Origin of the sequence: Rothia sp. HMSC069C03, assembly GCF_001811075.1 — a bacterium.
GTDB lineage: Bacteria > Actinomycetota > Actinomycetes > Actinomycetales > Micrococcaceae > Rothia > Rothia mucilaginosa.
In genome coordinates this window covers 478,118-503,762 of record NZ_KZ627135.1, presented here as the reverse complement: position 1 = coordinate 503,762, position 25,645 = coordinate 478,118, and the positions used below count along the sequence as shown (strand labels likewise).

Genomic DNA, 25,645 nt, shown 5'->3' with positions numbered 1-25,645 from the left:
CACGCTGCAGAGTCGCTAGAGCCAGGCAAGCCCACCCTGCACCAGTCCTACAACAACCCCGCAGGCACCGGCCGAGCAGAAGGCGACCCCAACGTCTACAAGGGCGACCAGATTAACTTCTACGTCGATGACGGAGGCCCCTACCGCCTCGAAGCAGACATGCTCGCCGGACACGTCGAAATTGAACTCATGCCCTCCTCCTATGTCATCGAGTACGGCAACGGCGATACTGCCACTAACTACACCGCTGGCAAACCGGTCACCACCTACCCTCGTGAGTGTCCGAGGCAGACGGATACCAGCTACGCCTACCAGCGTTCGGGTAACTTCCACGCGTATGCGACCGTGCATTACACGGCTCGTTTCCGCGTGGACGGTGGCTCGTGGCAGATGATGATGGTGACCCCGCAGGCGACCAGTGACCCGCTGCTGATTCGTGTCTGGTGGGTTGATGTGGGCCGCGTAGCCGGTGACTGCAGCTACGACGACACTCGTTGGGGTTGCAAGAACGACCCGACCATGGGTAAGAAGGATAATCCGAACCCGCGTCTGCGCAAGGCCGATATTCGTACCGGTCAGCGCTGGCACCTGAATGACAATGGTGACGGGGATACGGAGTATTCGTTGCACCGCGACTGGCCCGACATGTAAGCCCCTCCCGTGGGTTTTACGTTGAGAAGCCACATGTTCGCCGAGAAGCCACTTTGCTGGTGGCTTTTCGAAACACATGTGGCTTCTCGGCTATCGGGTTCTTCCCTGTGGTTGGTTAGTCTTCCGGTTTCTAACCAGCCCCCCCTATTCACACTTCACACCGATACGAGGAATGTATTTCCATGACTTCCGTTATTTTGAACCGCCGCACACTGTTGAGCGGCGGTACCCTTCTGGGTCTTGGTGCCCTGCTTGCGGCATGCGGCCAGCAGGCGGCTAATGAGGCGAGCGCCTCGGCAGCACCGAGCGAGACCGCCTCCGCCACGCCGAGCGAAATGACTTCCGCTTCAGCTTCTACGGCGGCTTCCGATGCCTCTTCTGCATCAGCTACTCCGAGCCCGGTCATTACCCGCGGCTACTCCGGCGGCTCAAAGGCACCTGACGGGGAGTACCGCGGAGCTGACCCTAACGGTCCGGCACAAAACGTTCCGAAACCTGCATCACCTGAGGACGGATACCGAGAAAAATCCAATGAAGGTCTACGCAAAACACTCAACGCGTGGATTGAATGGAACAACTACGGCACCCAGACCGGAGACTACAGCCAAGCACGCAAATTCGTTGACGGTAGCTTCACGGAACTACTAGATTCCTACGAAGGTCTTGAAGCCCTCTACAAGCGAGGCGGCTGGATTATCGCGGGACTTGATCACTACATTGCTGACGGGAACCCCTGGATTGAGGGGGAGACTTACTTCTGGAAGGCGTACCGGGAGTGGGGTTACGTTATGTACGTTGAACCTAACGGTGATTGGAAGTCTTATGAGAATGATAGAAAGGATGACGACACGTGGAAGTTCTCGTTCAAGTACACCTCTGAAGGTTGGAAGATTATCGATTTTGAACAAGTAGATGACTAAATAGGAAATATAAAGCACTTATTAGTATCGCAAGAATTCTTATTCTTGCTTCGAGAATTTCTCTATCTTCCGCTTTCTAATCAGCATCCCCCATTCACACCACACCGATAGAAGGAATCTACTTCCATGACTTCCGTTTTTCTTACTCGTCGAGCGTTGTTGAACGGCGGCGCACTCATGGGTCTCAGTACCCTTCTTGGAGCCTGCGGTCAGCAAGCTAATAACGAGGCGGCAGCCACGACTTCCGCCGCGCCGAGCGAGACCACCTCGGCGTCTGCGGCGGCTTCTGAATCGCCTTCGGCGAGCGCCACCCCGTCTACTGTTCGAGGCTATTCGGGCGGCTCCAAGGCGCCCGATGGCGAGTATCGCCCGGCTGACAAGCACGGTCCAGCACAGAATGTACCGAAACCCAATGCTCCGGAAGACGGCTACAACGAAAAGTCTCTAGAGGGCATGCGTAAGACGATGGATGCCTGGATTTTGTGGGGTAATTACGGTACTCAAACTGGCGATTACTCGATGACTTTCAAGTTCATGTCCCCTACTTTTGAAGACGAACGTAAGGCCTATACAGGCGTCGAGGACCTTTACAAGAGAGGCGGATGGGTCATTGGCGGTATAAACCATTATCTTGCTGACGGTAACCCCTGGTCAGAAGACGGTGAAACCTATTTCTGGAAGGCGTACCGCGAATGGGATTACGAGACTTATGTTGAATCTGACGGTAGCTGGCGCAAATGGAGTAATGACGATAAAACCGATGACACCTTTAGATTTGAGCTGAAGCACAACGGGCAGAAATGGGAAATCATGAATTATGAGCCCGTTGATGACTAGTCCCTCCAGCCGATCCTAAAAGTCCGCACCCCGCAGATATCCCGCATCCCACAGACACCCAGCAGACATTCCGCAGACACGCAGAAGCCACATGTGTTTCGAAAAGCCACTTCTTTGGTGGCTTTTCGAAACACATGTGGCTTCTCGGCGTTAATTAGACCGTTATTTAGACCGTCGGCTAGACCCTAGTTGCCGAAGCCCTGCAGGGTTGCTGCCCAGGCGCGGCGCGCCTCCAGAGCTTCCTTGGCCTTGGCGATCTTCTTGGAGTCGCCGCCCTTTTCAGCTGCGGCGAGCTCTGCTTCCAGTTCGGCGAGGGAGTCCTCGATCTGTGCGAGCAGGGAGTTCGCGCGTGCCGCCTTGGCGGGGTCGTTGCGCTTCCACTTTGCCTCTTCGGCACCGTTGATTTCGTCCTGAATGCGGCGAAGCTCGCCGTCGACGCGGCGCAGGTCGTTGCGGGGTACGCGGCCTGCCGCATCCCAGCGGTCCAGGATCTTCTCGAAGGCTGCCTTCGCCGCCTCAATGTCTTCGACGGGCAGGAGTGCGCGTGCTTCTTCGAGCAGCGCTTCCTTGACCTTGAGGTTTTCGGCGTAGACTGCGTCCTGCGCTGCTTCGGCTTCGTTGCGGGCGTTGAAGAACACGTCCTGTGCCGCGCGGAAGCGTGCCCACAGCTTGTCGTCTTCGCGGCGGTGGCCGCGGGGTACCTGCTTCCAGGCGCGCATCAGGTCGCTGTATGCGCGGGAAGTTTCAGACCAGTCAGTGGAGGTGGACAGCTCTTCCGCACGTGCGATCAGCTCTTCCTTGGCACGCTTGATGCGTGCGTTGCGGTCGTCCAGCTGCGAGAAGTGTGCGCGGCGGTTGCGGTCGAAGGTGGTGCGGGCTGCGCGGAAACGCTTCCACAGCTCGTCCTCTACGCTCTTTGCCAGGTGAATTTCGCGCTGTGCCTTCTTCCACGCTTCGAACAGTTCGTTCATGCGGGAGTGGGAGTTCTTCCAGTGAATCTGGTCAGGATCCTGGCCGGCAATCTGCTCGGCTTCCGCGACGATTTCTTCGCGGACGGCGAGGGCGCGTTCACGGTTTTCGGTGCGTGCCTGCTGCTGCTTTTCGTCGAGTTCAGCGATCTGCTCTGCGAGGGAGATGAGGCGCTTCTGCAGGCCGGAGTAGTCACCGACCATGTTGCGCACACCAATCTGTGCACCGATGGAGGTGATGCCCTTCTGCAGGTCTGCGGCGGGGGCGTTGTTAGCGAGGCGGGATTCGAGCAGGGCAACCTGCGCCTCGACGTTTTCAAACTTGCGGGCGAAGTAGCTGAGCGCTTCTTCTTCGGAGGCGCCGGGCAGCTGGCCTACGGCGTATTCTTCGCCGTCGACAATGACGAAGACGTGGCCGTCCTCGGAGACGCGGCCGTACTGGCGTGCCTTTTCGAGGTTTACAGTGTCGTCGGGTTTGGTAGTCACCGCTATAACTCTTTCACTCGGGGGTGCTGGGGGTGGGGCGCCTTTGCGCTGTTCCCCGTGGTGGGCACCCGTTTGGGTGTGCGTGTGCACCTCCTAAGCATAGCCTCTGTGGGGTGTGTGTGAGTAGTGTCTGGTCGTGTTGTGTTGTGGGCGAACCTGCCGGCTGCGGGTTTGCGTGGGTTTGTGTCGGGTGAGCTGGGGGAGTGGGTGCTGTGCTGGGGTGGGTGTTGGTATGATGGGTAGATATGCCCGGAGGTGTTCCGGGGTTTTGTTGTCGAGTTCTTTGTCAAGGAGTATCGCGTATGGCTCGCAAGGCTTCGCTGTCTGGTTTTCCCGAGTATCTTCCGGCTGAGCGGTTGGTTGAGAATCATGTTCTGGACACTTTGCGTGAGACTTTTGAGTTGCACGGTTTCTCCCCGATTGAGACTCGTTCGGTAGAGACTATTGAGCAGCTGCTGCGCAAAGGTGAGATAGACAAGGAAGTTTACGCAATTTCTCGCCTGCAGGAGGACGAGGCTGCGAAGGCTAAGGAAAAGCTGGCTCTGCACTTTGACCTGACCGTGCCGTTTGCCCGTTACGTGGTGGAGAACGCCGGTTACTTGAATTTCCCGTTCTCGCGTTACCAGATTCAGAAGGTGTGGCGTGGTGAGCGTCCGCAGGAGGGTCGTGCCCGCGAGTTCACTCAGGCTGATATTGACGTGGTTGGTGACGGCGAGCTGCCGTTCCGTTACGACGTGACCTTGGCGCTGGTTGTTGTTGATGCGCTGTCGAAGCTGCCGATTCCTGAGTTCAAGCTGCGTGTGAATAACCGCAAGCTGGCTGAGGGTTTCTACCTGGGCTTGGGTTTGACTGATACTGCGGCTGTTCTGCGTTCTATTGACAAGCTGGAGAAGATTGGTGCTGAGCGTGTGGCTGAGGAGCTACAGGCTGAGGCTGGTGCGAGCGCGGATGCTGCCGCTGCCGCCCTGGAGCTGGCGCAGATCCGCACTGAGGATGCTTCTTTCGTGGAGCAGGTGCGTGCGCTTGCGGCTAAGTATTCGGTGGAGCATGAGCTGCTGGATCAGGGTCTTGCTGAGCTGGCTGAGGTCATTGAGGAGGCGGCTCGCCGTGCGCCGGGTAAGGTGCTGGCTGACCTGTCGATTGCTCGCGGTTTGGACTACTACACCGGCACCGTGTATGAGACTGTTCTAGTTGGTCACGAGTCGCTGGGTTCGATCTGTTCGGGTGGCCGTTATGAGTCGCTGGCGTCGAACGGTAAGAAGACGTACCCGGGTGTTGGCCTGTCGATTGGTGTGACTCGTGTGGTGGCTCGTATTCTGTCGCAGGGTTTTGCGCAGGCGAGCCGTAAGGTGCCTTCGGCTGTGTTTGTTGCCCTGACGAATGATGAGGGCTGGTCGGCCGCGAATGATGTTGCGGATGCGCTGCGTGCCCGCGGTATCGCGTGTGAGGTGTCTGCGAATGCGGCGAAGTTCGGTAAGCAGATTAAGTACGCTGAGAAGCGCGGCATTCCGTTCGTGTGGTTTATTTCTTCGGATGAGTCGGGTGCCCCGGTTCACGAGGTGAAGGACATCCGTTCGGGTGAGCAGGTTGCTGCTGATCCGGCTTCGTGGATGCCGCCGGCTGAAGACCTGCACGTTCAGATTGTGCGTGCTAAGGGCCTGTAAACATTAGGGGCCTGTATCGTAGGGCCTGTAATGCCTGCGGTGTTTGGCCGCTGTAATATCTGGCTGCTGTAGTAATTTGGTTGCTGTAGCCTGCATATGGATGTGTACCCGCCTGGTGGGGAGGATGTTAACCTCCCTGCCGGGCGGGTCTTTTTATGCGGGCCCAGATTTTCGATAGGCTAGTGTCTTCGCCGTGGGTCTTTAACCCGGGGTGAAGACACTAACCTATCGACTGAGGCGTTCCCTCGCTTTATCTCAAGAGTAGGTTCCGCAAATGGGTCACGACCTCCAGCTCCTTGTTGAAGATGTCAGCCCACGTGAGGTGCACGACCGTCCACCCGGCGCGGGTCAGTGCGCGGTCGCGGGCTGCCTCGTAGCGGTCCCTGCCGGAGTGGTCCACGTATTTCTGTTCACCGTCGAATTCGAGAATGACGCGCACCTCGGGCCAGGCGAAGTCTACCCGGTAGTTACGGCCCTCGCACGAAATCGGGTACTGCGTTACGGGGAGGGGCAGCCTGTGTTCCATGAGCAGGCATCGGGTGAGGCTTTCACCGGCCGACTCACTGGATGCATCCACCGCCTGCGCCAGGAAAGGTCCTGCGGAACCGCCGTACCCCGTGAGGTTCAGTAGAATCTCGGTTACCTCGTGGGGTTCCAGTAGTCCCCGCCGCATGATGGAGTCAGCGAGGACTACCGCCTCCCGAAAGGGCATGCTACGCGCGCAATCCTGCAGCGTGCGAGCCACCGTCGTAACCATGATGGAGGTGCCCGGCAATCTGGTGACTTCCTCGGGGCCGGTGGCGCTGTAATGCCGGGTGATTCTTCCCTTATCAGAGGTGCTATGACTACAGCTATACACGCTTATCATTTGGGGAACAGAGAGTACATCAAGTCCCCATAGCGCCGCGGCTGATGTGTGGGAGAAGATCCCTTGAAGACCCATCATCTGAGCAGCGATGCACCGTACCGTGAGCCGCTCTTCGGGGGTGAGCGCTTGGGCATCGCGGGTGTAAATATAGGCTCCTCGCTGGATACGTTGCAGAGACCCTTCCGCCACTAGCTTGCGAATGCGTTTCGGACCGATTCCTCGCAGGTTGAGCATCTGGGAGTTCAGCACGAATGGGTGTAGTTCTGCGGTACGGGTAATTTCTGGTGTAGCCGGTAGTACGTTTGGGACGCGTTGCCACGGAATAGTTGCTGTGTTCATAGGCTTTATCCTGGCAGGCTGTGTGAGGTTGTGGGGCTTGTTCGTGAAATCTGTGGATAACTTCGCGGATTCTACCGAAAAAGTGTTTGTCCACAGGCATGCGGAGTGGATTCCCCGGTAATACTTCGATAGGGTAGTGTCTTCACCCCGGGTTAAAGACCCACGGCGAAGACACTAACCTATCGACCGCAGACACCCACGAACCTGCCGCCCTACCTGCACCCCCGCCTCTGCACCCCATTTTCTGGCGCCTGACTTGCCCAGACTTGCCCCGACCCGCCATCGACCTGCCCGGAGGGGATACAATATATGAGGCGCACGCAGTGTGCGCATATCATCAACCGCGTGTACCCGGCTACTGTCTATAGTCGTGAGGTGCCCGCTATGAAAGGAATGTCTGTGCTTCGCACTCACACCAACGGCGAGCTGACCGCCGCAAATATTGGAGAGACTGTTACCTTGACCGGTTGGGTGGCTCGCCGCCGCGACCACGGTGGTGTCGCTTTCGTTGACCTGCGTGACCGTGAGGGTGTCACCCAGTGTGTTTTCCACAATGAGGCTGATTTTGAGCACCTGCGCAACGAGTATGTGCTGCGTGTGACCGGTCTGGTGACTAAGCGCCCGGAGGGTAACGAGAACCCGAACCTGGCGACCGGCGAGATTGAGGTTGAGGTGTCCGCCGTTGAGGTGCTGAACACTGCCGCTCCGCTGCCTTTCCAGATTGACGAGCACGTTGAGGTGGGTGAGGAGGCGCGCCTGCGCTACCGCTACCTGGACCTTCGCCGCCCGGAGCCGGCTCGCATCATGCGCCTGCGTTCGGACGCGAACCGTGCGGCACGCAACCTGCTGGCCGAGGACGGCTACATTGAGGTTGAGACCCCGACCCTGACCCGTTCCACCCCTGAGGGTGCGCGTGACTTCCTGGTACCGGCTCGTTTGGCCCCGGGTTCTTGGTATGCTCTGCCGCAGTCCCCTCAGCTGTTCAAGCAGCTACTGCAGGTGGGCGGTATTGAGAAGTACTACCAGATTGCTCGTTGCTACCGTGATGAGGACTTCCGTGCGGACCGTCAGCCTGAGTTCACTCAGCTGGACATTGAGGCGTCGTTCGTTGATCAGGAAGACATCATTGAGCTGGGCGAGCGCATCGTTGAGGCTGTGTGGAACCTGATTGATGTGAAGGTTCCCCGCCCGATTCAGCGCATTACCTACAAGGATGCGATGGAGAAGTACGGTTCGGACAAGCCTGACCTGCGTTTTGGTCTGGAGCTGACTGAGCTGACCGAGTACTTCAAGGACACCACTTTCCGCGTGTTTAAGGCTCCTTACGTGGGTGCTGTGGTCATGCCCGGCGGTGCTTCTCAGCCTCGCCGTACCCTGGACGCTTGGCAGGAGTGGGCTAAGCAGCGTGGCGCTAAGGGCCTGGCGTATGTCCTCGTTCAGGAGGATGGCGAGCTGACCGGCCCGGTTGCTAAGAACATTACTGACGCTGAGCGTGCTGGCCTGGCTGAGGCTACCGGCGCGAAGCCCGGCGACTGCATCTTCTTCGCTGCTGGTGAGGCTAAGGCTTCCCGTGCGCTGCTGGGTGCTGCTCGTGTTGAGATTGGTCACCGTACCGGCCTGATTAAGGACGGCGAGTGGTCATTCGTGTGGGTTGTTGACGCTCCCATGTTCGAGTCTTCTGCTGAGGCTACTGAGTCCGGTGACGTGGCTCTGGGTCACTCCGCGTGGACTGCTGTGCACCACGCGTTCACCTCCCCGAAGCCCGAGTTCATGGATACTTTCGACACTGACCCGGGTTCGGCTCTGGCGTACGCTTACGACATTGTCTGTAACGGTAACGAGATTGGTGGCGGTTCGATCCGTATTCACCGCCGTGACGTGCAGGAACGCGTGTTCGCTGTGATGGGCATTGGTGAGGAAGAGGCTCAGGAGAAGTTCGGCTTCCTGCTGGATGCGTTCAAGTACGGCGCGCCGCCCATGGGTGGTATTGCGTTCGGTTGGGACCGTATTGTGTCTCTGCTGGCTGGCGTTGATTCAATCCGCGAGGTTATTGCGTTCCCGAAGACCGGTAATGGTTTCGATCCGCTGACTGCGGCTCCTGCACCGATTACTCCGGAGCAGCGTAAGGAAGCTGGCGTTGATTTCAAGCCGAAGAAGAAGGACGAGGAGTAATCTTCTCTAGTCTTTGGTCGTGCGCCTCGTAGGGGGTGTGGGCCTGTGCGGCGTGAACCCGGTGGGCGTTGAGTTGTGCCGGGGTTTCTGTTGAGGGTGGGCTGTGTATTCTGCTGGTGCAGGGTCGCAGCCCACCTTTTGTATCAAGTGGCGTGCGTGCCGTTTTGTGTACTAACCAAAGGTGGAGGGGAGCATGCGTATTCTGATTGCCGGCCCGAGCGGTAGCGGTAAGACGACGTTCGCGGCGCGGTTGGGGCGCCTCCTGGACATTCCGCATACGGAGATGGACTCGTTGCATTGGGGTCCGAGCTGGACTCCGCGCCCTAGTTTTGAGGCGGATGTTCAGGCGCTCATTGAGCGGCCTGCATGGATTACGGAGTGGCAGTATCCGCAGGTGCGCGGCCGCCTGCTGGAGCGTGCGGATGTGGTGATTTACTTGCGCTATAGCCGTGCGGTGGTCATGTGGCGTGTGGTTCGCCGGACGGTGCGCCGTGCGGTGACGGGTCAGAGGCTGTGGGCTGATAATGTGGAGCCGCCGCTGAAGAATATTCTGCGCGACCCGGACAACATGATCCGGTACACGTGGAGGAGCTACCCGCATGTTGGGGAATTGCTGGCGGAGGCTCGATGGCAGCATCTGCAGAAGCGTTTTATTGAGTTTCGTACCCCGCGGGCGGCGAACCAGTTTTTGCGTGCCGTGCAGCTGCGCGGCGTGCTCTGAGGCTGTTACCTCTAGAACAGCGGCTCCCCTAAACCAGCCGCCGAGTGTGGTGTCGAAAGAGATATATGAGCCCGGTGAAGACCGGCTCCAAGTTGAAAGGTGAAAGATGCGAGTAGTTATTCAGCGCGTGACCCGCGCGGCGGTGCGCGTGGCGGGTGAGACGGTCGGCACGATTGACCAGCCCGGCTACCTGGTTCTGGTCGGTATCACTCACGGTGACGGTGCGGCGCAGATTGCGAAGCTTGCCGATAAGACCGCGAACCTGCGCCTGCTGGAGGGGGAGAAGTCCCTGCTCGATGAGGGCGCACCCGTGCTGGCGGTCAGCCAGTTCACCCTGTACGGGGATGCGAAGAAGGGTCGCCGCCCCTCCTGGTCTGCCGCTGCGCCCGGTGCGGTGAGCGAGCCGCTGTTCAACGACTATGTGGAGGCGCTGCGTGAGCGTGGCCTGCACGTGGAGACCGGCGTGTTCGGTGCGGACATGCAGGTGGAGCTGGTCAATGACGGCCCGGTGACCCTGATTCTCGATAGTGAGACCCTCTAGGCCGGCGCTTTCGATAGGTTAGTGGATTGCCCCGGGGTTTAAAACCCACGGCGAAGACACTAACCTATCGAAAACCCGTGTGGTGTCACGCCGCGAGCTAAATCCGCAACTGTATATCCACATCCCGTACCCGCCTCCAGATTGTGAAACGATAGAGTAAGACTATGGCTGATTCCCTCTTTGATCTTGAGTTGCCCGATGACGGGGACCGCGTGAGCCTGATTGGTGCACCCGCTGAGGAGCCCTCCTCGCGTGCCTCTGCGTCGCGTGCGCGCTCTGCCCGTTCGGCGTCTCGTGCGCCGTTGGCGGTGCGTATGCGTCCACGCACGATTGATGAGGTCCTCGGCCAGGAGCATCTGCTGACTCCGGGTGCGCCTCTGCGCGTGTTGGCGGGGGAGAACGCCGGCCCGGCTGGCCCGTCCTCGGTGATTTTGTACGGCCCTCCGGGTACGGGTAAGACCACCCTGGCGCATGTGATTGCGCGCGCGCCGGGTCGTAAGTTTGTGGAGCTTTCGGCGATTACCGCGGGCGTGAAGGATGTGCGCGCGGTCATGGATCAGGCGCTGCTCGACCGTGACATGTACGGCACGACCACCGTGCTGTTCCTCGACGAGATTCACCGTTTTACAAAGGCTCAGCAGGATGCGCTCCTGCCCGGCGTGGAGAACCGCTGGGTGATTCTGGTGGCGGCTACGACGGAGAACCCGTCGTTCAGCATTATTTCGCCGCTGCTCTCGCGCTCGCTACTGTTACGGGTTCATTCGCTGGAGCAGTCCGATATTGAGCGTCTGATTGACCGTGCGTTGGCTGATCCGCGCGGTTTTGATGGTGCGGCGGTCATTGATGAGGATGCGCGCGCCCACCTCGCGGCGGTTTCTGGAGGCGACGCTCGCCGCTCTCTGACTTCCCTGGAGGCGGCGGCTGCGATTGCCTTTAGCGAGGCCGAACAGGCTTCGGTAGAATCTGCCCGCTCCGCTGAGGATTTGGCAGATTCGGCAGACTCGGTAAATTCGGCAAATCAGGCGGGGGAGAAGTCTACGAAACCTGCCGCGCCCGTGCGCATCACCCTGGCGCGCGCTACGGAGGCGGTGGACCGCGCCGCAATCCGCTACGACCGTTCGGGCGATCAGCATTATGACGTGGTGAGTGCCTTCATTAAGTCCATGCGTGGCTCTGACGCGGATGCCGCGGTGCACTACCTGGCGCGCATGCTGGAGGGCGGCGAGGATCCGCGTTTTGTGGCTCGTCGCATCATGATTTTGGCGAGTGAGGATATTGGTCTGGCTGATCCGCAGGCGCTGCAGGTGGCGACGGCTGCGGCGCAGTCAGTGGCGCTGGTGGGTATGCCGGAGGCGCGTATTATCCTCTCGCAGGCGGTGATTTATTGTGCGCTTGCGCCGAAGTCGAACGCCGCGTATAACGCTATTAATCGTGCGATTGCAGATGTGCGTGCGGGTGCTGCCGGTCAGGTTCCGGTGCATTTGCGTGATGGCCATTATGCGGGGGCTAAGCAGTTTGGTCACGGCGTGGGGTACATTTATGCCCATGATGAGCCGGGTCACGTGGCGGCGCAACAGTATCTGCCGGATACTCTGCGCGGTACGGTCTATTACGAGCCGACTCAGCATGGTTTTGAGCGTACGTTGACGGAGCGTCGTGAGCGTATTCGCCGTATTTTGGATGCGGCTCCGGCGCAGGATACGACCCGTTAGCTCACGCGGCTCTCATCGAGTCGCCTACTACTTTGACTGCTGACCGCCGGGGGAGCGGTGCGGTAGGCAAGTAGCCGTATAGAGCAGGTAGCTGTATAGGACTGAGTGCAAACAGAAAGCGGTGCGTAGTACCTCGGTAGTACTGCGCACCGCGTCAGAGTTTTGAGTTGTGATAGAAGTCTTGACTGTCGGCCTTCCCGGAAGGGCAGAGGTCAAGCTCGTTATGTTCTCTAGTCTAGGCGATTTAGGGGTATAGAATCAAGCTATTTCCCATAAAGACACAGGTTAAAAATAACGAAATGATTACAATTCAACATCTCAGCGCCGTGATTTTCCGGGGAAGGCGCATCTAAAGAGTCCTGACGGGCATAAATAATCCCTGTGGGGTCGTGTGGGTAAGTATCAAAAACCCACACGCACAGGATTTGAACCAATGATTTCCCAAAAGGCTGGTAAAGCCCGGGTGCATCCGGTAAGCTTGACGGGTCTGGCAATTACTACGCCCGCATCTATGCGGGTGTCAGTAATGTAGCTGCGGGGTACTCTGCCCCGAGCTCTCCGCCCCACCGCCGTACAGCAACGACCGAATCGGTCGCGTACGGATTCCGGCGGGGTCAACCGAGGAGGCCAGTATTCAACAGACTGAGGCCTCACCCGTGAGGGTGCAGGAGCCTCACATATGAAAGGTAGATTGTGGCTAAGCACAACCGCACCCGCCGTACCGTGCGTCAGTCCCGTGCCCTGGGCATTGCACTGACCCCGAAGGCAGAAAAGTACCTCGAGCGTCGTCCTTACGGCCCCGGCCAGCACGGCCGTGCCCGCAAGAAGGCTGACTCCAACTACGCTACCCAGCTGAAGGAAAAGCAGCGTCTGCGCGCTCAGTACAACATCCGCGAGGCACAGATGCGCCGCGCATACCTCGAGGCAAAGCGTACCGAGGGCCAGACCGGTAAGAACATGGTCGAGCTGCTCGAGACTCGCCTCGACGCTCTGGTTCTGCGTGCAGGCTTCGCCCGCACCATTGCACAGGCACGTCAGATGGTTGTTCACCGTCACATCATGGTTGACGGCGTTCGCGTGGACCGTCCCTCGTTCCACGTCAAGCCCGGCCAGCTGATCCACGTTCACCCCAAGGCTGAGAAGACCACCCCCTTCCAGGCTGCGGCTGCAGGTGAGAACCAGGCAGTTCTGCCCGAGGTTCCCGCATACCTGAACGTTGAGATCGAGAAGCTGCACGCAAAGCTTGAGCGCAAGCCCAAGCGCGAAGAGATCCCCGTGATCTGCGATGAGCAGCTGGTCGTTGAGTACTACTCGCGTCTGGCATAATCTCGATTTTTCGAGAAGCAACCCGTCCTGCACCGTTCGGTGGGGGCGGGTTGTTCCCGTTTAACGCGCGGGTTTTTGGGGTATATACACCAGAGGGCAGTGGTGCTGCTGAACCTGTGAATCTTCCGTCGCTGGGAGTTTCATGAGAGTTTAGGGGGCGTTTGAAGGATTTTTCGACTAAAATAGGGGATTGAACTGTGTATACATTCCTGAACTGTACGCACAATCCGGCTGCGTGCCACGGTGGCATGCGGTCCTGTACGACTATTGATAAGCATCATGCATTGAGCGGAATGGGGTTATAGATGACCGGCGGAGATATTGCGGGCCTGATTGCGGCAGGAGTTTTTGCGATTCTGGTGGCTCTTCTTGCGCTACCCATTATTCGCCTGACTAAGGTGTTTGATGAGCTTATCGTGACGATTCGTTCGCTGAACCAGAGCACCGGCCCCCTCATTGAAGAGGTGACCCGCACTGTGGTGACCACCAATGAGCAGCTGGAGAAGGTTGACGACATCACCTCGAACGTTTCGGATGCATCCGCGAACGTTTCTGCGCTGTCCTCGTTGGTGACCTCGACTGTGGGTCAGCCGCTGATTAAGGTTGCGTCCTTCTCGTACGGTGTGCGTCAGGCGTTCCGTGGCGGTAAGCCCGGCGATGCACACGGCACCGCTGGCAACACCGGCAATACCCACGCTGGCGGTCAGTACGGTTCGGCACAGTCCTCTTACTCTGCAGGCGGTGAGAACTAATGGGTCTGCTTCGTTCAGCTCTTCTACTTGGCGCCGGTGCGGCGGTGGGTTACTTCGCTTCCAGGCGTGCCGCCTCCGAACCTGCTCAGCGTACCCCCGGCAGCGCCCTGCTCATGCGTGAGCACGGTGAGCTTGCCCTCAACCCGGAGTCTCAGATGGGAAAGTTCTTCGATTCGCCGATTGGCAAGCCCCTGCAGCCGTATGCGTTGCGTGCTGTTGAGTTCGCCGCCCGCGTGCGTGAGGGCATGCAGGAGAAGGAGATGGAGCTCAACGCTAAGGTGGAGCGCCAGAAGCAGGATTTGCGTCCTGGCTCCCTGGATACGTGGGACCGCCAGATGAGCTCGACTGAGATTGAGTCCACGAACCGCCGTCTGGCTGAGCGTGAACTCATTGAGGTGGAGGCTGAGATTGCCTCCTTGGAAGAGGCTCAGAAGCGAGCGCGTGAGCAGCGTATTGCGCGTGACCGTCAGCTCGGTGACGGCTTCTTCAACTAGGTTTCAAAAGGTGGTGTCTTCGCCCGTAAACCACGGTACGAGACTGGCTCGATTAGCCATTTTACTCTCGGGCAGGCACCATAGGTCAGTAGACAATTTAGAATTTCGCACAGATTACTCTAAGGAACGAGATGCTCTCACAGGAGATTTCCAAGCGCTGGATCGATTTCTTCGCTTCCCGCGGCCATACTGTGGTGCCTTCGGCATCGCTGATTTCGAACGAGCCCGGCGCTATGTTCACCATTGCCGGTATGGTGCCGTTCATTCCCTACTTCCTGGGCCGTGAGACCCCTCCGTTCTCCCGCGCGACCAGCGTGCAGAAGTGCATCCGCACCCTGGACATTGAAGAGGTCGGTAAGACTGCGCGTCACGGTACCTTCTTCCAGATGGCTGGTAACTTCTCCTTCGGTGATTACTTCAAGGAGAAGGCGATTCCTTTTGCTTACGAGCTGCTGACCTCTTCCGTTGAGGAGGGCGGCTACGGCCTGGACCCCGAGCGTCTGTGGGTCACCATTTATGAGGGTGACGATGAGGCGTTCGAGATTTGGACTAAGACCGTTGGTTTCCCCGCTGAGCGTATTCAGCGTATGGGCATGAAGGAAAACTACTGGTCCACCGGTCAGCCCGGCCCTGCAGGCCCCGACTCGGAGATTTTCTACGACCGTGGCCCCGCCTACGGTAAGGAAGGCGGCCCGGCGGCTGACGACGACCGTTACATTGAGATTTGGAACCTTGTGTTCATGCAGTACCAGCGTGGCGAGGGCATCGGCAAGGATGACTTCGAGATTCTGGGTGAGCTGCCGAAGAAGAACATCGATACCGGTCTGGGCGTTGAACGTATGGCAATGCTGCTGCAGGGTGTTGAGAACTTCTACGAGACTGACCAGGTCCGCCCCGTTCTGGACGCTGCTTCTAAGCTGTCCGGTAAGAAGTACCACGGCTCCGAGTCCCCCAAGGACGAGGGCTATGAGGACGACGTGCGTATGCGCGTGGTCGCGGACCACATCCGTTCCTCGCTGATGCTGATTGCTGACGGCGTGACCCCCTCCAACGAGGGTCGCGGCTACATTCTGCGCCGTCTGATGCGCCGCGCGATTCGTGCGATGCGTCTGCTGGGCGTGACTGAGCCCTGCTTGCCCGTGCTGTTCCCGGCTTCGCGTGATGCGATGAAGGGTGCTTTCCCGTACGTTGCTGACGACTTCGAGCGTATTTCCCGCATTGCGTACGCTGAGGAGAAGGCGTTCCTGCACACCATTGAGACCGGTACTGAGCGTCTGGAAGAGGCTGTCGCTGCCGCTAAGAAGGACGGCTCCAACGCTGTTTCTGGTGCTGAGGCGTTTGCTCTGCACGACACCTACGGCTTCCCGATTGACCTGACCCTGGAGATGGCTGCTGAGGCTGGCGTGAAGGTTGATGAGAAGGCTTTCCGTGAGCTGATGGCTGAGCAGCGTCACCGTGCGCAGGCTGACGCTAAGGCGAAGAAGGGTGCGTTCGCTGACCTGTCCGAGCTGCGTAAGCTCGTGGACGAGTGTGGCTCCATCTTCACCGGTTACACCGAGCTGCGTACTGAGACTAAGCTGCGCGCAATCCTGGTGGACGGCGTGTCGGTTCCCGCCGCTAAGGCTGGCGACAAGATTGAGGTTGTCCTGGATGAGACTCCGTTCTACGCGGAGGCTGGTGGCCAGGCAGCTGATACCGGTGTCATTACCGGCAATGGCTTCATCATTGACGTTCAGGACGTTCAGCAGCCCGTGAAGGGCCTGAGCGTTCACCGCGCCGTTGTGCGTGAGGGCGAGGTTCACGTCGGTGCCGATGTTGTGGCACAGGTTGACGTTCAGCGCCGCCGCGACGGTGAGAAGGCACACTCCGGTACCCACATCATTCACGCTGCCCTGCACCAGGTGCTCGGCAACGAGGCTACTCAGCGTGGCTCTTTCAACAAGGAAGGCTACCTGCGTTTCGACTTTGCGTGGAACGAGGGCCTGTCCGAGTCCGCTAAGCGTGAGGTTGAAGAGGTTGCTAACCTCGCGATCCGCGATAACCACGAGGTGATTACCCGTGAGATGCCGATTGCTGAGGCTAAGGCTCTGGGCGCTATGAGCCTCTTCGGCGAGAAGTACGGCGACGTGGTGCGTGTTGTTGAAATCGGCGGCGAGTTCTCCCGCGAGCTGTGCGGTGGTACCCACGTTGGTTCGTCCGCTGAGATTGGTTCGCTGACCCTGCTGACCGAGGGTTCTGTTGGCTCCGGTAACCGCCGTGTTGAGGCTTTGGTGGGTCTGGATTCCTTCAACCACCTGGCTGCTGAGCGTACCCTGGTGAACCAGCTGACCGGCCTGATGAAGGTTCAGTCTTCCGCTGATCTGCCGGAGAAGCTTAACCAGACTCTGGCTAAGCTGAAGGCTGCGGAGAAGGAGCTGGCTCAGCTGCGCCGCGAGAAGCTGCAGGCTGAGGCTGGCAAGCTGCTGGAGAACGCACAGACCATCGGTTCTGTTCGCGTTCTGGCGCATGACGCTGGCGAACTGGACGCTAACGGCGTTCGTGAGCTGGCTCTGGATCTGCGTTCGCGCTTCGGCTCCGAGGCCGCTGTTGTTGCCGTGGTGGGTGTGGCTAATGGCCGCCCCGTCATCCTGGTGGCAACCAACGAGGGTGCCCGTGAGGCTGGCGTGAAGGCTGGCGCTCTGGTCCGCGTCGCTGCCGGTGTTCTCGGCGGCGGTGGCGGCGGTAAGGACGACATCGCGCAGGGTGGTGGCCAGGACGCATCCAAGATTGGTGCTGCACTGGACGCTGTCCGCGACGCTATCGCACAGGATCAGGCCTAAACATGGCGGAATTCCAGCGCGGAGTGCGGATGGGTGTCGATGTGGGTAACGCCCGCGTCGGCACCGCCCTCAGCGACCCCGACGGTATTCTCGCCACCCCGCTCAAGACGCTACGCCGCGACGCGAAGAAGAACTCTGACCGCCGTGTTTTGCGTAAGCTGATTGAGGTGAACGAGGTGGTGGAGGTTTTCGTCGGGCTTCCGAAGACCATGCGTGGTGGGGATTCTCCCTCCACGGAAATGGCTCGGGAGTACGCTCAGGCTCTGCGCTCCGAGCTGGATGCCGAAGAGAAGACACACATTAACATTTGGCTGGTGGATGAGCGACTCACCACCGTGAGCGCTCACCGTGCACTGCACGAGGCTGGGGTTTCCAGCCGAGATTTCAAGACTATGGTTGACCAGGTGGCGGCTGTGAATATTTTGCAGTACAGCTTGGATGCCCTCAAGGCGGGGCAGTCCGTAGCCGGGTACAAGGTGAGCGATCCGGCCCACGAAGAAAACCGACCGTCCGAGTCAGAAGGGACCGCGGTTGGTGCCGTCAACGAAACGGAGAACCTTCAGTGACCGAACAGAATAAACACCCCGAAGAGAGCGGGCTCGACCTCTTTAGGCCCACGGCCGAGGACGAACGTAAGGGTATTACCGGCATTACGATGGAACAGGAAATCGTGTCGGTGGCTACGTTGCGTGCGCGTAAGCGCCGCCGCCGCGCCGTTTTGCTGAGCGCAATTTCCCTGTTTGTCGTGGCTCTGGTCATCATTTCTGGTGCCCTGATTACTCGCTACGACCCGTTCAAGAATCGTGACTACTCGGGTGGCGGTAACGGCACGACCGTGACGTTCACGATTCGTTCCGGCCAGTCCACCGCGCAGGTGGCTTCTGAGCTGGAAGAGGCTGGCATCATTGCTGATGCTGATAAGTTCCTTGAGATGTACACCAAGGAAAGCAAGGGTAAGTACTTGCAGCCTGGCACCTATGAACTGCAGCAGCACATGAGCAGCTCGAGCGCGATTAAGACCATTATTGAGGCGAATAGCAACGTACTGTACCTGGCGATTCCGCAGGGCAAGCGCATGAGTGAGACCATCGACCTGATTGTTTCTGGCTCCGATGGCGCGTTCACCCGCAAGCAGGTTGAGGACGCAGTCAGCAACTACACCCAGTACGGTGTGCCGAGCAACTTCCCCTCGATTGAGGGTTGGCTGCACCCGGGTGAGTACCGCTTCCCGAAGGACACCGACATCAAGAAGGTCATTCAGACCATGGTTGATAAGACCAAGGCTGACCTGAAGGAAGCCGGCGTGAGCGGCGACCAGAAGACCTTCGAGGTTCTGACCATCGCGTCTATCGTGGAGCTTGAGGCTCAGCCGAAGGACTACGTGGCGGTTGCAGGCATCATTGAGAATCGTCTGAACAACCCCGATGGTGAGACCTCGGGTCTGATCCAGTCGGATGCGACCGTAACCTACGGTCTGGGTATCCGCTCGTACCACCTGACTGAAGAGCAGAAGGCCGATAAGAACAATAAGTACAACACTTATGCGAATAAGGGTCTTCCGAAGGGTCCGATTGGTTCCCCGCAGCTGGCTTCGATTAAGGCTGCCGCGGCTCCCGAGAAGAACCCGTACTACTACTGGGTGACTGTGGACCTGGATTCCGGTGAGACTAAGTACTCCCGCACTTACGCTGAGCACCAGCGTTATGTTGAAGAGTACAACCAGTGGTGTTCTAATCACCCGAACCGTTGTAGCTAAGCTGCAGCTGATTGGTTCAGCCGGTAGCTACGATTCGGTAGCTTTGGACTGAAGGTTCCTTGCTGAGGCGGGTACCGCCTCCACGAGAGTGGGGGAGGTGCCCGCCTTTGCTGTACCCGAATACTGGGGTGCTCGGTTGTGCTTGGTTAGTGGGCTGTACCTGAATATTGGTTTGTCCCTTAAAATGGGTAGAGTGCGCCTATGAACTTGGGTTCGTGGCGTGCGTGTCCGCAAGCCCCAAACCCCAAACCCCAAGTGTTGAGAGCGTTCCCCAGCGTTGAGAGCGAAAGAGTATCTATCGATGAAGACTGAACCGTACCGTGAGGCCCCGTATCTTCGCCGCGCCTACGTGCTGGGGCACCCTATTGCGCATTCGCTGTCGCCTGCGCTGCATCGTGCCGCGTATGACTTTTTGGGTGAGCAGAATTTGGGTTATGATCGCCGCGATACTTTACCCGATGATTTGCCGGCGATTATGCACGGTGTGCGTCACCCGAAGGGTACGGAGGACGCCCCGTATATTGCGGGTTTGTCGGTGACGATGCCGTTGAAGACCGCGGTCATCAAGTATTGCGATAAGCTGAGTGAGACTGCCCGCGTGACCGGTGCGGTGAACACGGTGTATCCGCGCGGTGAGAAGGTGCTGGGCGATAACACGGACGTGATCGGCATTGTGAACGCGCTGCGCCACGCCGGTTTGGAGCCGCAGCCGCTTAAGGATTCTGCCGCGATTGTGGGTGGGGGAGCGACTGCTATTTCCGCCCTGACCGCACTGCATCAGCTGGGGTATTCTCGCGTGAGCGTGTACGCCCGTTCGCTGCATAAGCTCGGTAGCGTGCAGGAGGCGGCGGACCGCCTGGGCGTTCAGCTGGAGCAGGTTTCTCTGGCTGATTTGCCGCAGAACCTTGCGGAGCGCGGTCATCACCCGGTGATTTCTACGCTTCCGGCCCATGCGGCGGATGAGTGGGCGAGCCAGCTGAGCGGGCTGAAGGGCGCCTCCGCAACGCGCCAGCCGGTACTGCTCGATGTTGCGTATAACCCGTGGCCTTCGGTGCTGGCGAGCGCCTGGGAGGCTAACGGCGGCACGGTGGTTTCTGGCCTGGAGATGCTGCTGTATCAGGCGGTGGAGCAGGTGCTGCTGTTCACCGGCCGCACCCTGTCTGAGGGTGATCTGCTGGGCCTGGTGAATGCGATGTGCGCGGCGGTTAATCTTGCTCCTCGTGCTTCCGTTTCGTGAAAAAAGCGTGCTTTCACTCGCTCAGTAAACAGGCATTTTATACACTATTTATACACGTGAAGAATTATTATTCCTTCCTCCTGCGCTGCGGTGCGGGTGCGATGAAAAGAGGTTAACCTATGGCCCTGCGTTGGCTCACTGCCGGAGAATCCCACGGCGAGGCGCTCGTCGGCATTATTGAGGGCGTACCCGCCGGTGTGGAACTCACCAGCGACATGGTGCGTGACGCCCTGGCTCGTCGCCGCCTCGGCTACGGCCGCGGTGCCCGCATGAAGTTCGAGGAGGACCGCGTGCGCATCCTGGGCGGTGTGCGTCACGGCCTGACTCAGGGCGGCCCGGTCGCGATTGAGATTGCGAACACCGAGTGGCCCAAGTGGACTGACGTGATGAGCTCCGATCCGGTGGATCCGAAGCTGATTGAGGGTCGTGCGCGTAACGCTGCGCTGACCCGTCCGCGCCCCGGTCACGCCGATTTTACGGGTATGCAGAAGTACAACTTCTCTGAGGCTCGCCCGGTGCTGGAGCGCGCCTCCGCACGTGAGACTGCGACCCGCGTGGCTCTCGGCGTGGTTGCCGCCCAGATTTTGAAGGCTCTGGGTGTTGAGCTGGTTTCTCACACCGTGGCTGTGGGTGGCGTGCACGCTCCCGAGGGTGCCCCGGTGCCTTCGCCCCGCAACGTTGAGCAGCTGGACGCTGACCCGCTGCGCTGCTTCGATAAGGCTACCTCCGACGCGATGGTTCAGCGCGTGGATGAGGCGCACAAGGACGGCGAGACTCTCGGCGGTGTGGTTGAGGTGCTCGCGTACGGTATGCCTCCCGGACTGGGTTCGTACGTGCACTGGGACCGCCGCTTGGATGCGCGCCTTGCCGCAGCGCTGATGGGTATTCAGGCTATTAAGGGCGTTGAGGTTGGTGACGGTTTCGCGACCGCTGACCGCCCGGGCACTGCCGCTCACGACGAGATTTCCATTGGCGAAAACGGCGTAACCCGCGATACCAACCGTGCAGGTGGTATTGAGGGCGGCATGAGCATTGGCGATCTGCTGCGTGTGCGCGCGGCAATGAAGCCCATTGCGACCGTGCCGAAGGCCCTGAAGACCATTGATACTTCCACCGGTGAAGAGGCTCGCGCCCACCACCAGCGTTCGGACGTGTGTGCTGTTCCCGCCGCTGGCGTGGTGGCGGAGGCTATGGTCGCCCTGGTGCTCGCTGAGGCTGCACTGGAGAAGTTTGGCGGCGACTCGATTGGTGAGACTCGCCGCAACATGGATTCCTACCTGGACGCTATCCCGGCGTCTCTGGCGTGGGAGTCTAACGTGGCTGGTTGGGACGCGTAGTGCCCCTTCCGGCGGAGTCTGAGGGCCGCGGCGTGGAAGGTCGCGGTTCCGGGGAGGTTTCTGTGGAACAGGGTGTTCGCCCGGTCGCTTCGAGCCCCCTTGCGCGTATTGCTGCGGCAACGCAACGTGCGCGAGGGGGCGCTTCGCCGCGCCCGGAAACCGGCGCAGAATCCGGTGTATCTGCTGCGGCTGAGCAGAGTGTTGAGGCTGCGGGCGCTGGGGCTCGTGAGGCTGTTGCGCGTGAGGATTCTTCCCGCCCGGCTTCTCGCGTGCCCACCCCCGCTGATTTGATGCGTTCTGGCGCCCGCCCCCTGCCCGCCGCCGCTACGGCGAGCACGCAGGGTGTGCGCCTGTATGCCTCCTCGGTGTCTGAGGATGCCGACCCGGCGCTCGGCCTGGACGAGGACCTGCGCCTGAAGCTGCTCAGCGCCCTGCAGGGCATGGGCACCGCTGAAGAGGAATCCCGCAGGGAACTCGCGAAGGCGGAAGCACCCAAGCCGACTGTGCCTATGCCTGCACCTGCCAAGCCCGCAGCTCCAAAACCGGCCGCGCTGTCAGTAGTCGCTGCGCTCAAGCCGGCACCTGCACATCCTGTAGTTGCGCCCGCGGCTGAACCCGCCAAGCCGGTTCGTCCGACCCCGGCGCTGTTCGGCAAGGTTCAGGTTGCCGCACCCGCCGAACCTGCAGTACCGGCTGAACCTGCAACCCCGGCTGAATCTGTGGCACCCGCAGAGCTCACCGTCCCCGCAGAGCTTGCTGTCCCCGCAGAGGCGCTCGCAGAAGACGAGTCCGCCTGCGGCGCTCGCATCCACCCGCAGCAGGTGCGTGAAATGCACGAGAACTTCGCGGAACGCTCTCGCCCCATCGTGCTCATCGGCCCCATGGCGGCAGGTAAGACCTACATTGGTACGCACCTGGCGCGTTTCTACGGCTACGAGTTCCTCGACGCCGACCAGCTCATCGTGGAACGCTACGGTGAAGTCTCCGAAATCTTCGAGATTTTCGGTGAGGCGCATTTCCGCGAGCTCGAACGCAAAACCATCGAAGAGGTCCTCACCTCGCCCGTGTACCGCAACACGGTGTTCTCCCTGGGCGGTGGCGCGCCCATGACCGACTCGGTCGCGGAGCTACTCAAGGACGAATGCGTGGTGTACATCCTCGTTGATGCTGAGACCGTCACCCCGCGCATTACCGGCAACAAGACCCGCCCGCTGCTGCAGCCGAACCCGGTTGAGCGGTGGACCGAAATTTTTGAGCGCCGCCGCAGCCGATACGAAGAGCTGGCGCACTTCACCCTGGACGCACGAGGCGGCCGCCCCATCACCGAGATGACCGCCGAAATCCAGGCGTACGTGACCGCAACCCGCGCCTCCCGCGCGCAGCGCCCCCAAGCATAACCCCTCACCTGTGAAAGGACACATGATGAGCACTCAGCCCACCCCCACTTTCGGTGCCTCCGGCGCGGAAGATATCACCCGCGTCCCGGTGACCGGCAGCTCCCCGCGTGAGAACTATGAGGTTCTTATCGGCCACAACCTGCTCGGTAAAATCCCCGAAATTCTGGGCAACCGCACCAAGAAGGTGCTCGTGATTCACCCGCGTGCCCTGCGTTCCACCGGTGAGCTGGTCATGGAAGACCTGCGCACCATGGGCTACGAATCGTTTAGCGCCGAAATTCCGGACGCTGAGGAGGCGAAGCACTACCAGGTGGCGGCATTCTGCTGGCAGGTGCTCGGTCAGAACGACTTCACCCGCACCGACGCGATCATCTCCGTGGGTGGCGGCGCCATTACCGACGTTGCCGGCTTCGTGGCGGCAACCTGGCTGCGCGGCGTGCGCGTCATCCACATTCCGACCACCCTGCTCGGCATGGTGGACGCTGCCGTGGGCGGTAAGACCGGCATCAACACCGCCGAAGGTAAGAACCTGGTCGGCGCGTTCTGGCCGCCCGCAGCGGTGCTCTGCGAGATCGGTACCCTGCGCACCCTGCCCGAGCATGAGCTGCTGACCGGCATGGGTGAGGTCGTCAAGTGCGGCTTCATCGCAGACCCCGAAATTCTCGACCTGATCGAGGCGAACCCCAACGCCGTACGCGACTCGCAGTCCGCCGTGATGCGTGAACTCATTGAACGCAGCGTGCGCGTGAAGGCGGAGGTCGTCTCCGAGGATCTGCGCGAATCCGGCCGCCGCGAAATCCTGAACTACGGCCACACTCTCGCCCACGCTATCGAACGCAACGAGCGTTATCAGTGGCGTCACGGCGCGGCAGTGTCCGTCGGCATGGTCTACGCCGCCGAACTGGCGCTGGCAACCGGCCACGCCGACGAAGAACTCGTGGCACGTACCCGCCGCATCCTCGAATCCCTGGGCTTGCCCACCTCCTACAAGGCAGACGCATGGCCCCAGCTGCTTGAAGCGATGCGCCGCGACAAGAAGGCACGCGGCAACCTGCTGCGCTTCATCATTCTTGACGGTTTGGCTCGCCCGCGCGTCTACGAGGTGCCGGACGACTCGATTCTGTACATGACCTACCAGGAGATTATCTCCGAGTAGTTGTGAGTCCCGTATATTCACCGGATGCACTCGGCGCGTGTTTGCTAATACGCGCCAGCCGGGCGGGGTGCTACAGAAAAACTGTGGCGACCCTGCTAGGCAAATTCGTGCGCATCCTGTAGAATGTACGGGACATATTTTTGCTCATTGAAAACTTAGCGCCTCGCCGGTGTATCACTACGGCGTGAGCGTCGATGACACGAAGGAGAGCCCCATGGCATCCACTACCGATATTAAGAACGGCGCCGTCCTGAAGATTGACGGCAACCTCTGGTCCGTCGTAGAGTTCCAGCACGTTAAGCCCGGTAAGGGTGGCGCATTCGTCCGCACCAAGCTGCGCAACGTTACCTCCGGCAAGGTCGTCGACCGTACCTTCAACGCTGGCGCTAAGATCGAAACCGCAACCGTTGACCGCTCCGACTACCAGTACCTGTACCAGGACGGCGACGACTACGTCTTCATGGACATGAAGACCTACGACCAGATTAACGTTCCCGCAACCGTTGTCGGCGACGCAGCAAACTACATGCTCGAGTCCCAGACCGCAACCATCGCAATGCACGAGGGTAGCCCCCTGTACATCGAGCTGCCCGCATCCGTGGTCCTCGAAATCACCTACACTGAGCCCGGCCTGCAGGGTGACCGCTCCACCGGCGGCACCAAGCCCGCAACCGTTGAGACCGGCTACGAGATTCAGGTTCCCCTGTTCCTGGAGACCGGCACCAAGGTCAAGGTTGACACCCGCACCGGTGAGTACCTCGGTCGCGTGAACGACTAATGAATTCGCGTACGAAAGCCCGATTGCGCGCCCTCGAAGTGCTCTTCGAGGCGGATCAGCGCAACGAAGATTATATTGAGGTACTCCGCCGCCGCCGACTGTACACGGTAGCGCAGATTTCTGCTTACTCTGAGGAAATCATTCGTGGCGTCCGCGACCACGACGAAGAGATCCGTGAGTTTGTGGAGACTTACGCTCGTGACTGGTCCTTCGAGCGTATGCCCGCCGTGGACCGTGCCGTGTTGCGTATTGGCACTTGGGAGCTTCTGTACAATGACGAAGTTCCGGATGCTGTCGCAATTTCTGAGGCTGTCGGTCTGGCGCGTGTGCTGTCCACGAATGAATCTCCGAAGTTCGTGAACGGTCTGTTGGATAAGCTCCGTCAGGTGAAGCCGACCCTGCTCGCGTAAGACGTCCCGCCGCGGCTTGCTGGCTTGTAGCTGGTTGGTTCGCTGTTTGAGGATGCGCCCGCAGGGAGCGTACGTGAAACCCCCGCCGTGCTGTAGTTCGCTACAGGACGGCGGGGGTTTTCTGTGTCTAGGTTGCGTTTGTCGTGTGCTCGGGTCTGGGATGCTGATCCGGATGCGCTCGCTGGGTTCGGTGGTACCGGCTGAGATACGTCGGGAGGTGCACCGGAGCCCGTGGGTAGGGGTAACATTCGAGGCTTCACCTGACAACGCGGGCGGGGGAGTGCCCCCTCTGCGGCGCTGAGCG

General features: G+C 59.8%; 21 protein-coding genes and 2 pseudogenes. 20 read left to right on the top strand and 3 right to left on the bottom strand.

All coding sequences use genetic code 11. From position 1 onward, the window contains the following. The 3 genes and pseudogenes from HMPREF2779_RS04150 to HMPREF2779_RS04140 all read left to right on the top strand — a co-directional run. Nucleotides 1-651: pseudogene (locus tag HMPREF2779_RS04150) on the top strand (peptide ABC transporter ATPase); the annotation flags it as partial. A gap of 182 nt (nucleotides 652-833) precedes the next feature. Next, complete coding sequence (locus HMPREF2779_RS04145; protein WP_049327234.1) at nucleotides 834-1,571, top strand: DUF6318 family protein; 738 nt, start codon at nucleotides 834-836, stop codon at nucleotides 1,569-1,571. A 126-nt stretch (nucleotides 1,572-1,697) separates the two neighbouring features. Then, a complete protein-coding gene (locus tag HMPREF2779_RS04140) occupies nucleotides 1,698-2,408 on the top strand; it encodes a DUF6318 family protein (protein WP_105360887.1) in 711 nt (236 codons plus the stop codon). 185 nt (nucleotides 2,409-2,593) lie between these two features. Here HMPREF2779_RS04140 and HMPREF2779_RS04135 read toward each other — a convergent pair whose 3' ends face one another. Further along, nucleotides 2,594-3,862, bottom strand: a complete 1,269-nt coding sequence (locus tag HMPREF2779_RS04135; RefSeq protein WP_070686681.1) for a DUF349 domain-containing protein — start codon at nucleotides 3,860-3,862, stop codon at nucleotides 2,594-2,596. Nucleotides 3,863-4,164: 302 nt separating this feature from the next. Here HMPREF2779_RS04135 and hisS point away from each other — a divergent pair, with 302 nt between their 5' ends. Beyond that, nucleotides 4,165-5,526 (top strand): histidine--tRNA ligase, encoded by a 1,362-nt coding sequence (gene hisS / locus HMPREF2779_RS04130; RefSeq protein WP_070686683.1) that lies wholly within the window; start codon nucleotides 4,165-4,167, stop codon nucleotides 5,524-5,526. Nucleotides 5,527-5,776: 250 nt separating this feature from the next. Here the strand turns inward: hisS and HMPREF2779_RS09155 are convergent, their stop codons facing one another. Both HMPREF2779_RS09155 and HMPREF2779_RS09325 read right to left on the bottom strand, forming a co-directional pair. Continuing rightward, on the bottom strand, nucleotides 5,777-6,238 hold the full coding sequence (locus HMPREF2779_RS09155; protein ID WP_233992262.1) for an endonuclease domain-containing protein: 462 nt from the start codon (nucleotides 6,236-6,238) through the stop codon (nucleotides 5,777-5,779). Nucleotides 6,239-6,547: 309 nt separating this feature from the next. Then, a pseudogene (locus tag HMPREF2779_RS09325) lies at nucleotides 6,548-6,733 on the bottom strand (type IV toxin-antitoxin system AbiEi family antitoxin domain-containing protein); the annotation flags it as partial. A 399-nt stretch (nucleotides 6,734-7,132) separates the two neighbouring features. On the opposite strand from HMPREF2779_RS09325, the gene aspS reads away from it, so the two are divergent. From aspS to nusB, 16 genes are all read left to right on the top strand, one after another. Beyond that, a complete protein-coding gene (aspS, locus tag HMPREF2779_RS04120) occupies nucleotides 7,133-8,905 on the top strand; it encodes an aspartate--tRNA ligase (protein ID WP_105360885.1) in 1,773 nt (590 codons plus the stop codon). Nucleotides 8,906-9,098: 193 nt separating this feature from the next. Further along, a complete protein-coding gene (locus HMPREF2779_RS04115) occupies nucleotides 9,099-9,626 on the top strand; it encodes a P-loop NTPase family protein (RefSeq protein ID WP_070686685.1) in 528 nt (175 codons plus the stop codon). 106 nt (nucleotides 9,627-9,732) lie between these two features. Then, a complete protein-coding gene (dtd, locus tag HMPREF2779_RS04110; RefSeq protein WP_070686690.1) occupies nucleotides 9,733-10,167 on the top strand; it encodes a D-aminoacyl-tRNA deacylase in 435 nt (144 codons plus the stop codon). A 164-nt stretch (nucleotides 10,168-10,331) separates the two neighbouring features. Beyond that, nucleotides 10,332-11,879, top strand: coding sequence for a replication-associated recombination protein A (locus tag HMPREF2779_RS04105; RefSeq protein ID WP_105360884.1), 1,548 nt, complete (start codon nucleotides 10,332-10,334; stop codon nucleotides 11,877-11,879). A 693-nt stretch (nucleotides 11,880-12,572) separates the two neighbouring features. After that, complete coding sequence (gene rpsD / locus HMPREF2779_RS04100) at nucleotides 12,573-13,205, top strand: 30S ribosomal protein S4 (protein ID WP_005508739.1); 633 nt, start codon at nucleotides 12,573-12,575, stop codon at nucleotides 13,203-13,205. Nucleotides 13,206-13,510: 305 nt separating this feature from the next. After that, on the top strand, nucleotides 13,511-13,957 hold the full coding sequence (locus tag HMPREF2779_RS04095; RefSeq protein ID WP_070686694.1) for a DUF948 domain-containing protein: 447 nt from the start codon (nucleotides 13,511-13,513) through the stop codon (nucleotides 13,955-13,957). Beyond that, nucleotides 13,957-14,451 (top strand): hypothetical protein, encoded by a 495-nt coding sequence (locus HMPREF2779_RS04090; RefSeq protein ID WP_049352479.1) that lies wholly within the window; start codon nucleotides 13,957-13,959, stop codon nucleotides 14,449-14,451. The genes HMPREF2779_RS04095 and HMPREF2779_RS04090 overlap by 1 nt, the downstream gene beginning before the upstream one ends. Nucleotides 14,452-14,582: 131 nt before the next feature. Continuing rightward, nucleotides 14,583-17,270: an alanine--tRNA ligase gene (gene alaS, locus HMPREF2779_RS04085; protein WP_105360883.1), complete on the top strand. Its 2,688-nt coding sequence runs from the start codon at nucleotides 14,583-14,585 to the stop codon at nucleotides 17,268-17,270. Between the two features lie 2 nt (nucleotides 17,271-17,272). Next, nucleotides 17,273-17,836 carry a Holliday junction resolvase RuvX gene (gene ruvX / locus HMPREF2779_RS04080; protein ID WP_005505922.1) on the top strand — a complete coding sequence of 188 codons (564 nt, stop codon included), beginning with the start codon at nucleotides 17,273-17,275 and terminating at the stop codon, nucleotides 17,834-17,836. Continuing rightward, nucleotides 17,833-19,026 carry an endolytic transglycosylase MltG gene (gene mltG, locus HMPREF2779_RS04075; RefSeq protein WP_105360882.1) on the top strand — a complete coding sequence of 398 codons (1,194 nt, stop codon included), beginning with the start codon at nucleotides 17,833-17,835 and terminating at the stop codon, nucleotides 19,024-19,026. The genes ruvX and mltG overlap by 4 nt, the downstream gene beginning before the upstream one ends. 301 nt (nucleotides 19,027-19,327) lie before the next feature. After that, nucleotides 19,328-20,263, top strand: a complete 936-nt coding sequence (locus tag HMPREF2779_RS04070; protein WP_105360881.1) for a shikimate dehydrogenase — start codon at nucleotides 19,328-19,330, stop codon at nucleotides 20,261-20,263. 119 nt (nucleotides 20,264-20,382) lie between these two features. After that, nucleotides 20,383-21,600 (top strand): chorismate synthase, encoded by a 1,218-nt coding sequence (gene aroC, locus HMPREF2779_RS04065; RefSeq protein ID WP_105360880.1) that lies wholly within the window; start codon nucleotides 20,383-20,385, stop codon nucleotides 21,598-21,600. Then, nucleotides 21,600-22,997 carry a shikimate kinase gene (locus tag HMPREF2779_RS09310; protein WP_105360879.1) on the top strand — a complete coding sequence of 466 codons (1,398 nt, stop codon included), beginning with the start codon at nucleotides 21,600-21,602 and terminating at the stop codon, nucleotides 22,995-22,997. The genes aroC and HMPREF2779_RS09310 overlap by 1 nt, the downstream gene beginning before the upstream one ends. A gap of 25 nt (nucleotides 22,998-23,022) precedes the next feature. Continuing rightward, nucleotides 23,023-24,153, top strand: a complete 1,131-nt coding sequence (gene aroB, locus HMPREF2779_RS04055) for a 3-dehydroquinate synthase (RefSeq protein ID WP_070687234.1) — start codon at nucleotides 23,023-23,025, stop codon at nucleotides 24,151-24,153. 214 nt (nucleotides 24,154-24,367) lie between these two features. Next, a complete protein-coding gene (gene efp, locus HMPREF2779_RS04050) occupies nucleotides 24,368-24,931 on the top strand; it encodes an elongation factor P (RefSeq protein WP_005505932.1) in 564 nt (187 codons plus the stop codon). After that, on the top strand, nucleotides 24,931-25,341 hold the full coding sequence (gene nusB / locus HMPREF2779_RS04045) for a transcription antitermination factor NusB (RefSeq protein ID WP_005505934.1): 411 nt from the start codon (nucleotides 24,931-24,933) through the stop codon (nucleotides 25,339-25,341). The genes efp and nusB overlap by 1 nt, the downstream gene beginning before the upstream one ends. Nucleotides 25,342-25,645: the final 304 nt, after the last annotated feature.

What these genes read in the sequence shown, in the direction of transcription:
- nusB (WP_005505934.1), top strand. Translation starts at nt 24,931, where the DNA reads ATGAATTCGCGTACGAAAGCCCGATTGCGCGCCCTCGAAGTGCTCTTC.
- HMPREF2779_RS04105 (WP_105360884.1), top strand. Translation starts at nt 10,332, where the DNA reads ATGGCTGATTCCCTCTTTGATCTTGAGTTGCCCGATGACGGGGACCGC.
- HMPREF2779_RS04115 (WP_070686685.1), top strand. Translation starts at nt 9,099, where the DNA reads ATGCGTATTCTGATTGCCGGCCCGAGCGGTAGCGGTAAGACGACGTTC.
- HMPREF2779_RS04090 (WP_049352479.1), top strand. Translation starts at nt 13,957, where the DNA reads ATGGGTCTGCTTCGTTCAGCTCTTCTACTTGGCGCCGGTGCGGCGGTG.
- aroB (WP_070687234.1), top strand. Translation starts at nt 23,023, where the DNA reads ATGAGCACTCAGCCCACCCCCACTTTCGGTGCCTCCGGCGCGGAAGAT.
- HMPREF2779_RS04070 (WP_105360881.1), top strand. Translation starts at nt 19,328, where the DNA reads ATGAAGACTGAACCGTACCGTGAGGCCCCGTATCTTCGCCGCGCCTAC.
- ruvX (WP_005505922.1), top strand. Translation starts at nt 17,273, where the DNA reads ATGGCGGAATTCCAGCGCGGAGTGCGGATGGGTGTCGATGTGGGTAAC.
- HMPREF2779_RS04140 (WP_105360887.1), top strand. Translation starts at nt 1,698, where the DNA reads ATGACTTCCGTTTTTCTTACTCGTCGAGCGTTGTTGAACGGCGGCGCA.
- HMPREF2779_RS04145 (WP_049327234.1), top strand. Translation starts at nt 834, where the DNA reads ATGACTTCCGTTATTTTGAACCGCCGCACACTGTTGAGCGGCGGTACC.
- hisS (WP_070686683.1), top strand. Translation starts at nt 4,165, where the DNA reads ATGGCTCGCAAGGCTTCGCTGTCTGGTTTTCCCGAGTATCTTCCGGCT.
- aroC (WP_105360880.1), top strand. Translation starts at nt 20,383, where the DNA reads ATGGCCCTGCGTTGGCTCACTGCCGGAGAATCCCACGGCGAGGCGCTC.
- HMPREF2779_RS09155 (WP_233992262.1), bottom strand. Translation starts at nt 6,238, where the DNA reads ATGCCCTTTCGGGAGGCGGTAGTCCTCGCTGACTCCATCATGCGGCGG.
- dtd (WP_070686690.1), top strand. Translation starts at nt 9,733, where the DNA reads ATGCGAGTAGTTATTCAGCGCGTGACCCGCGCGGCGGTGCGCGTGGCG.
- alaS (WP_105360883.1), top strand. Translation starts at nt 14,583, where the DNA reads ATGCTCTCACAGGAGATTTCCAAGCGCTGGATCGATTTCTTCGCTTCC.
- efp (WP_005505932.1), top strand. Translation starts at nt 24,368, where the DNA reads ATGGCATCCACTACCGATATTAAGAACGGCGCCGTCCTGAAGATTGAC.
- HMPREF2779_RS04095 (WP_070686694.1), top strand. Translation starts at nt 13,511, where the DNA reads ATGACCGGCGGAGATATTGCGGGCCTGATTGCGGCAGGAGTTTTTGCG.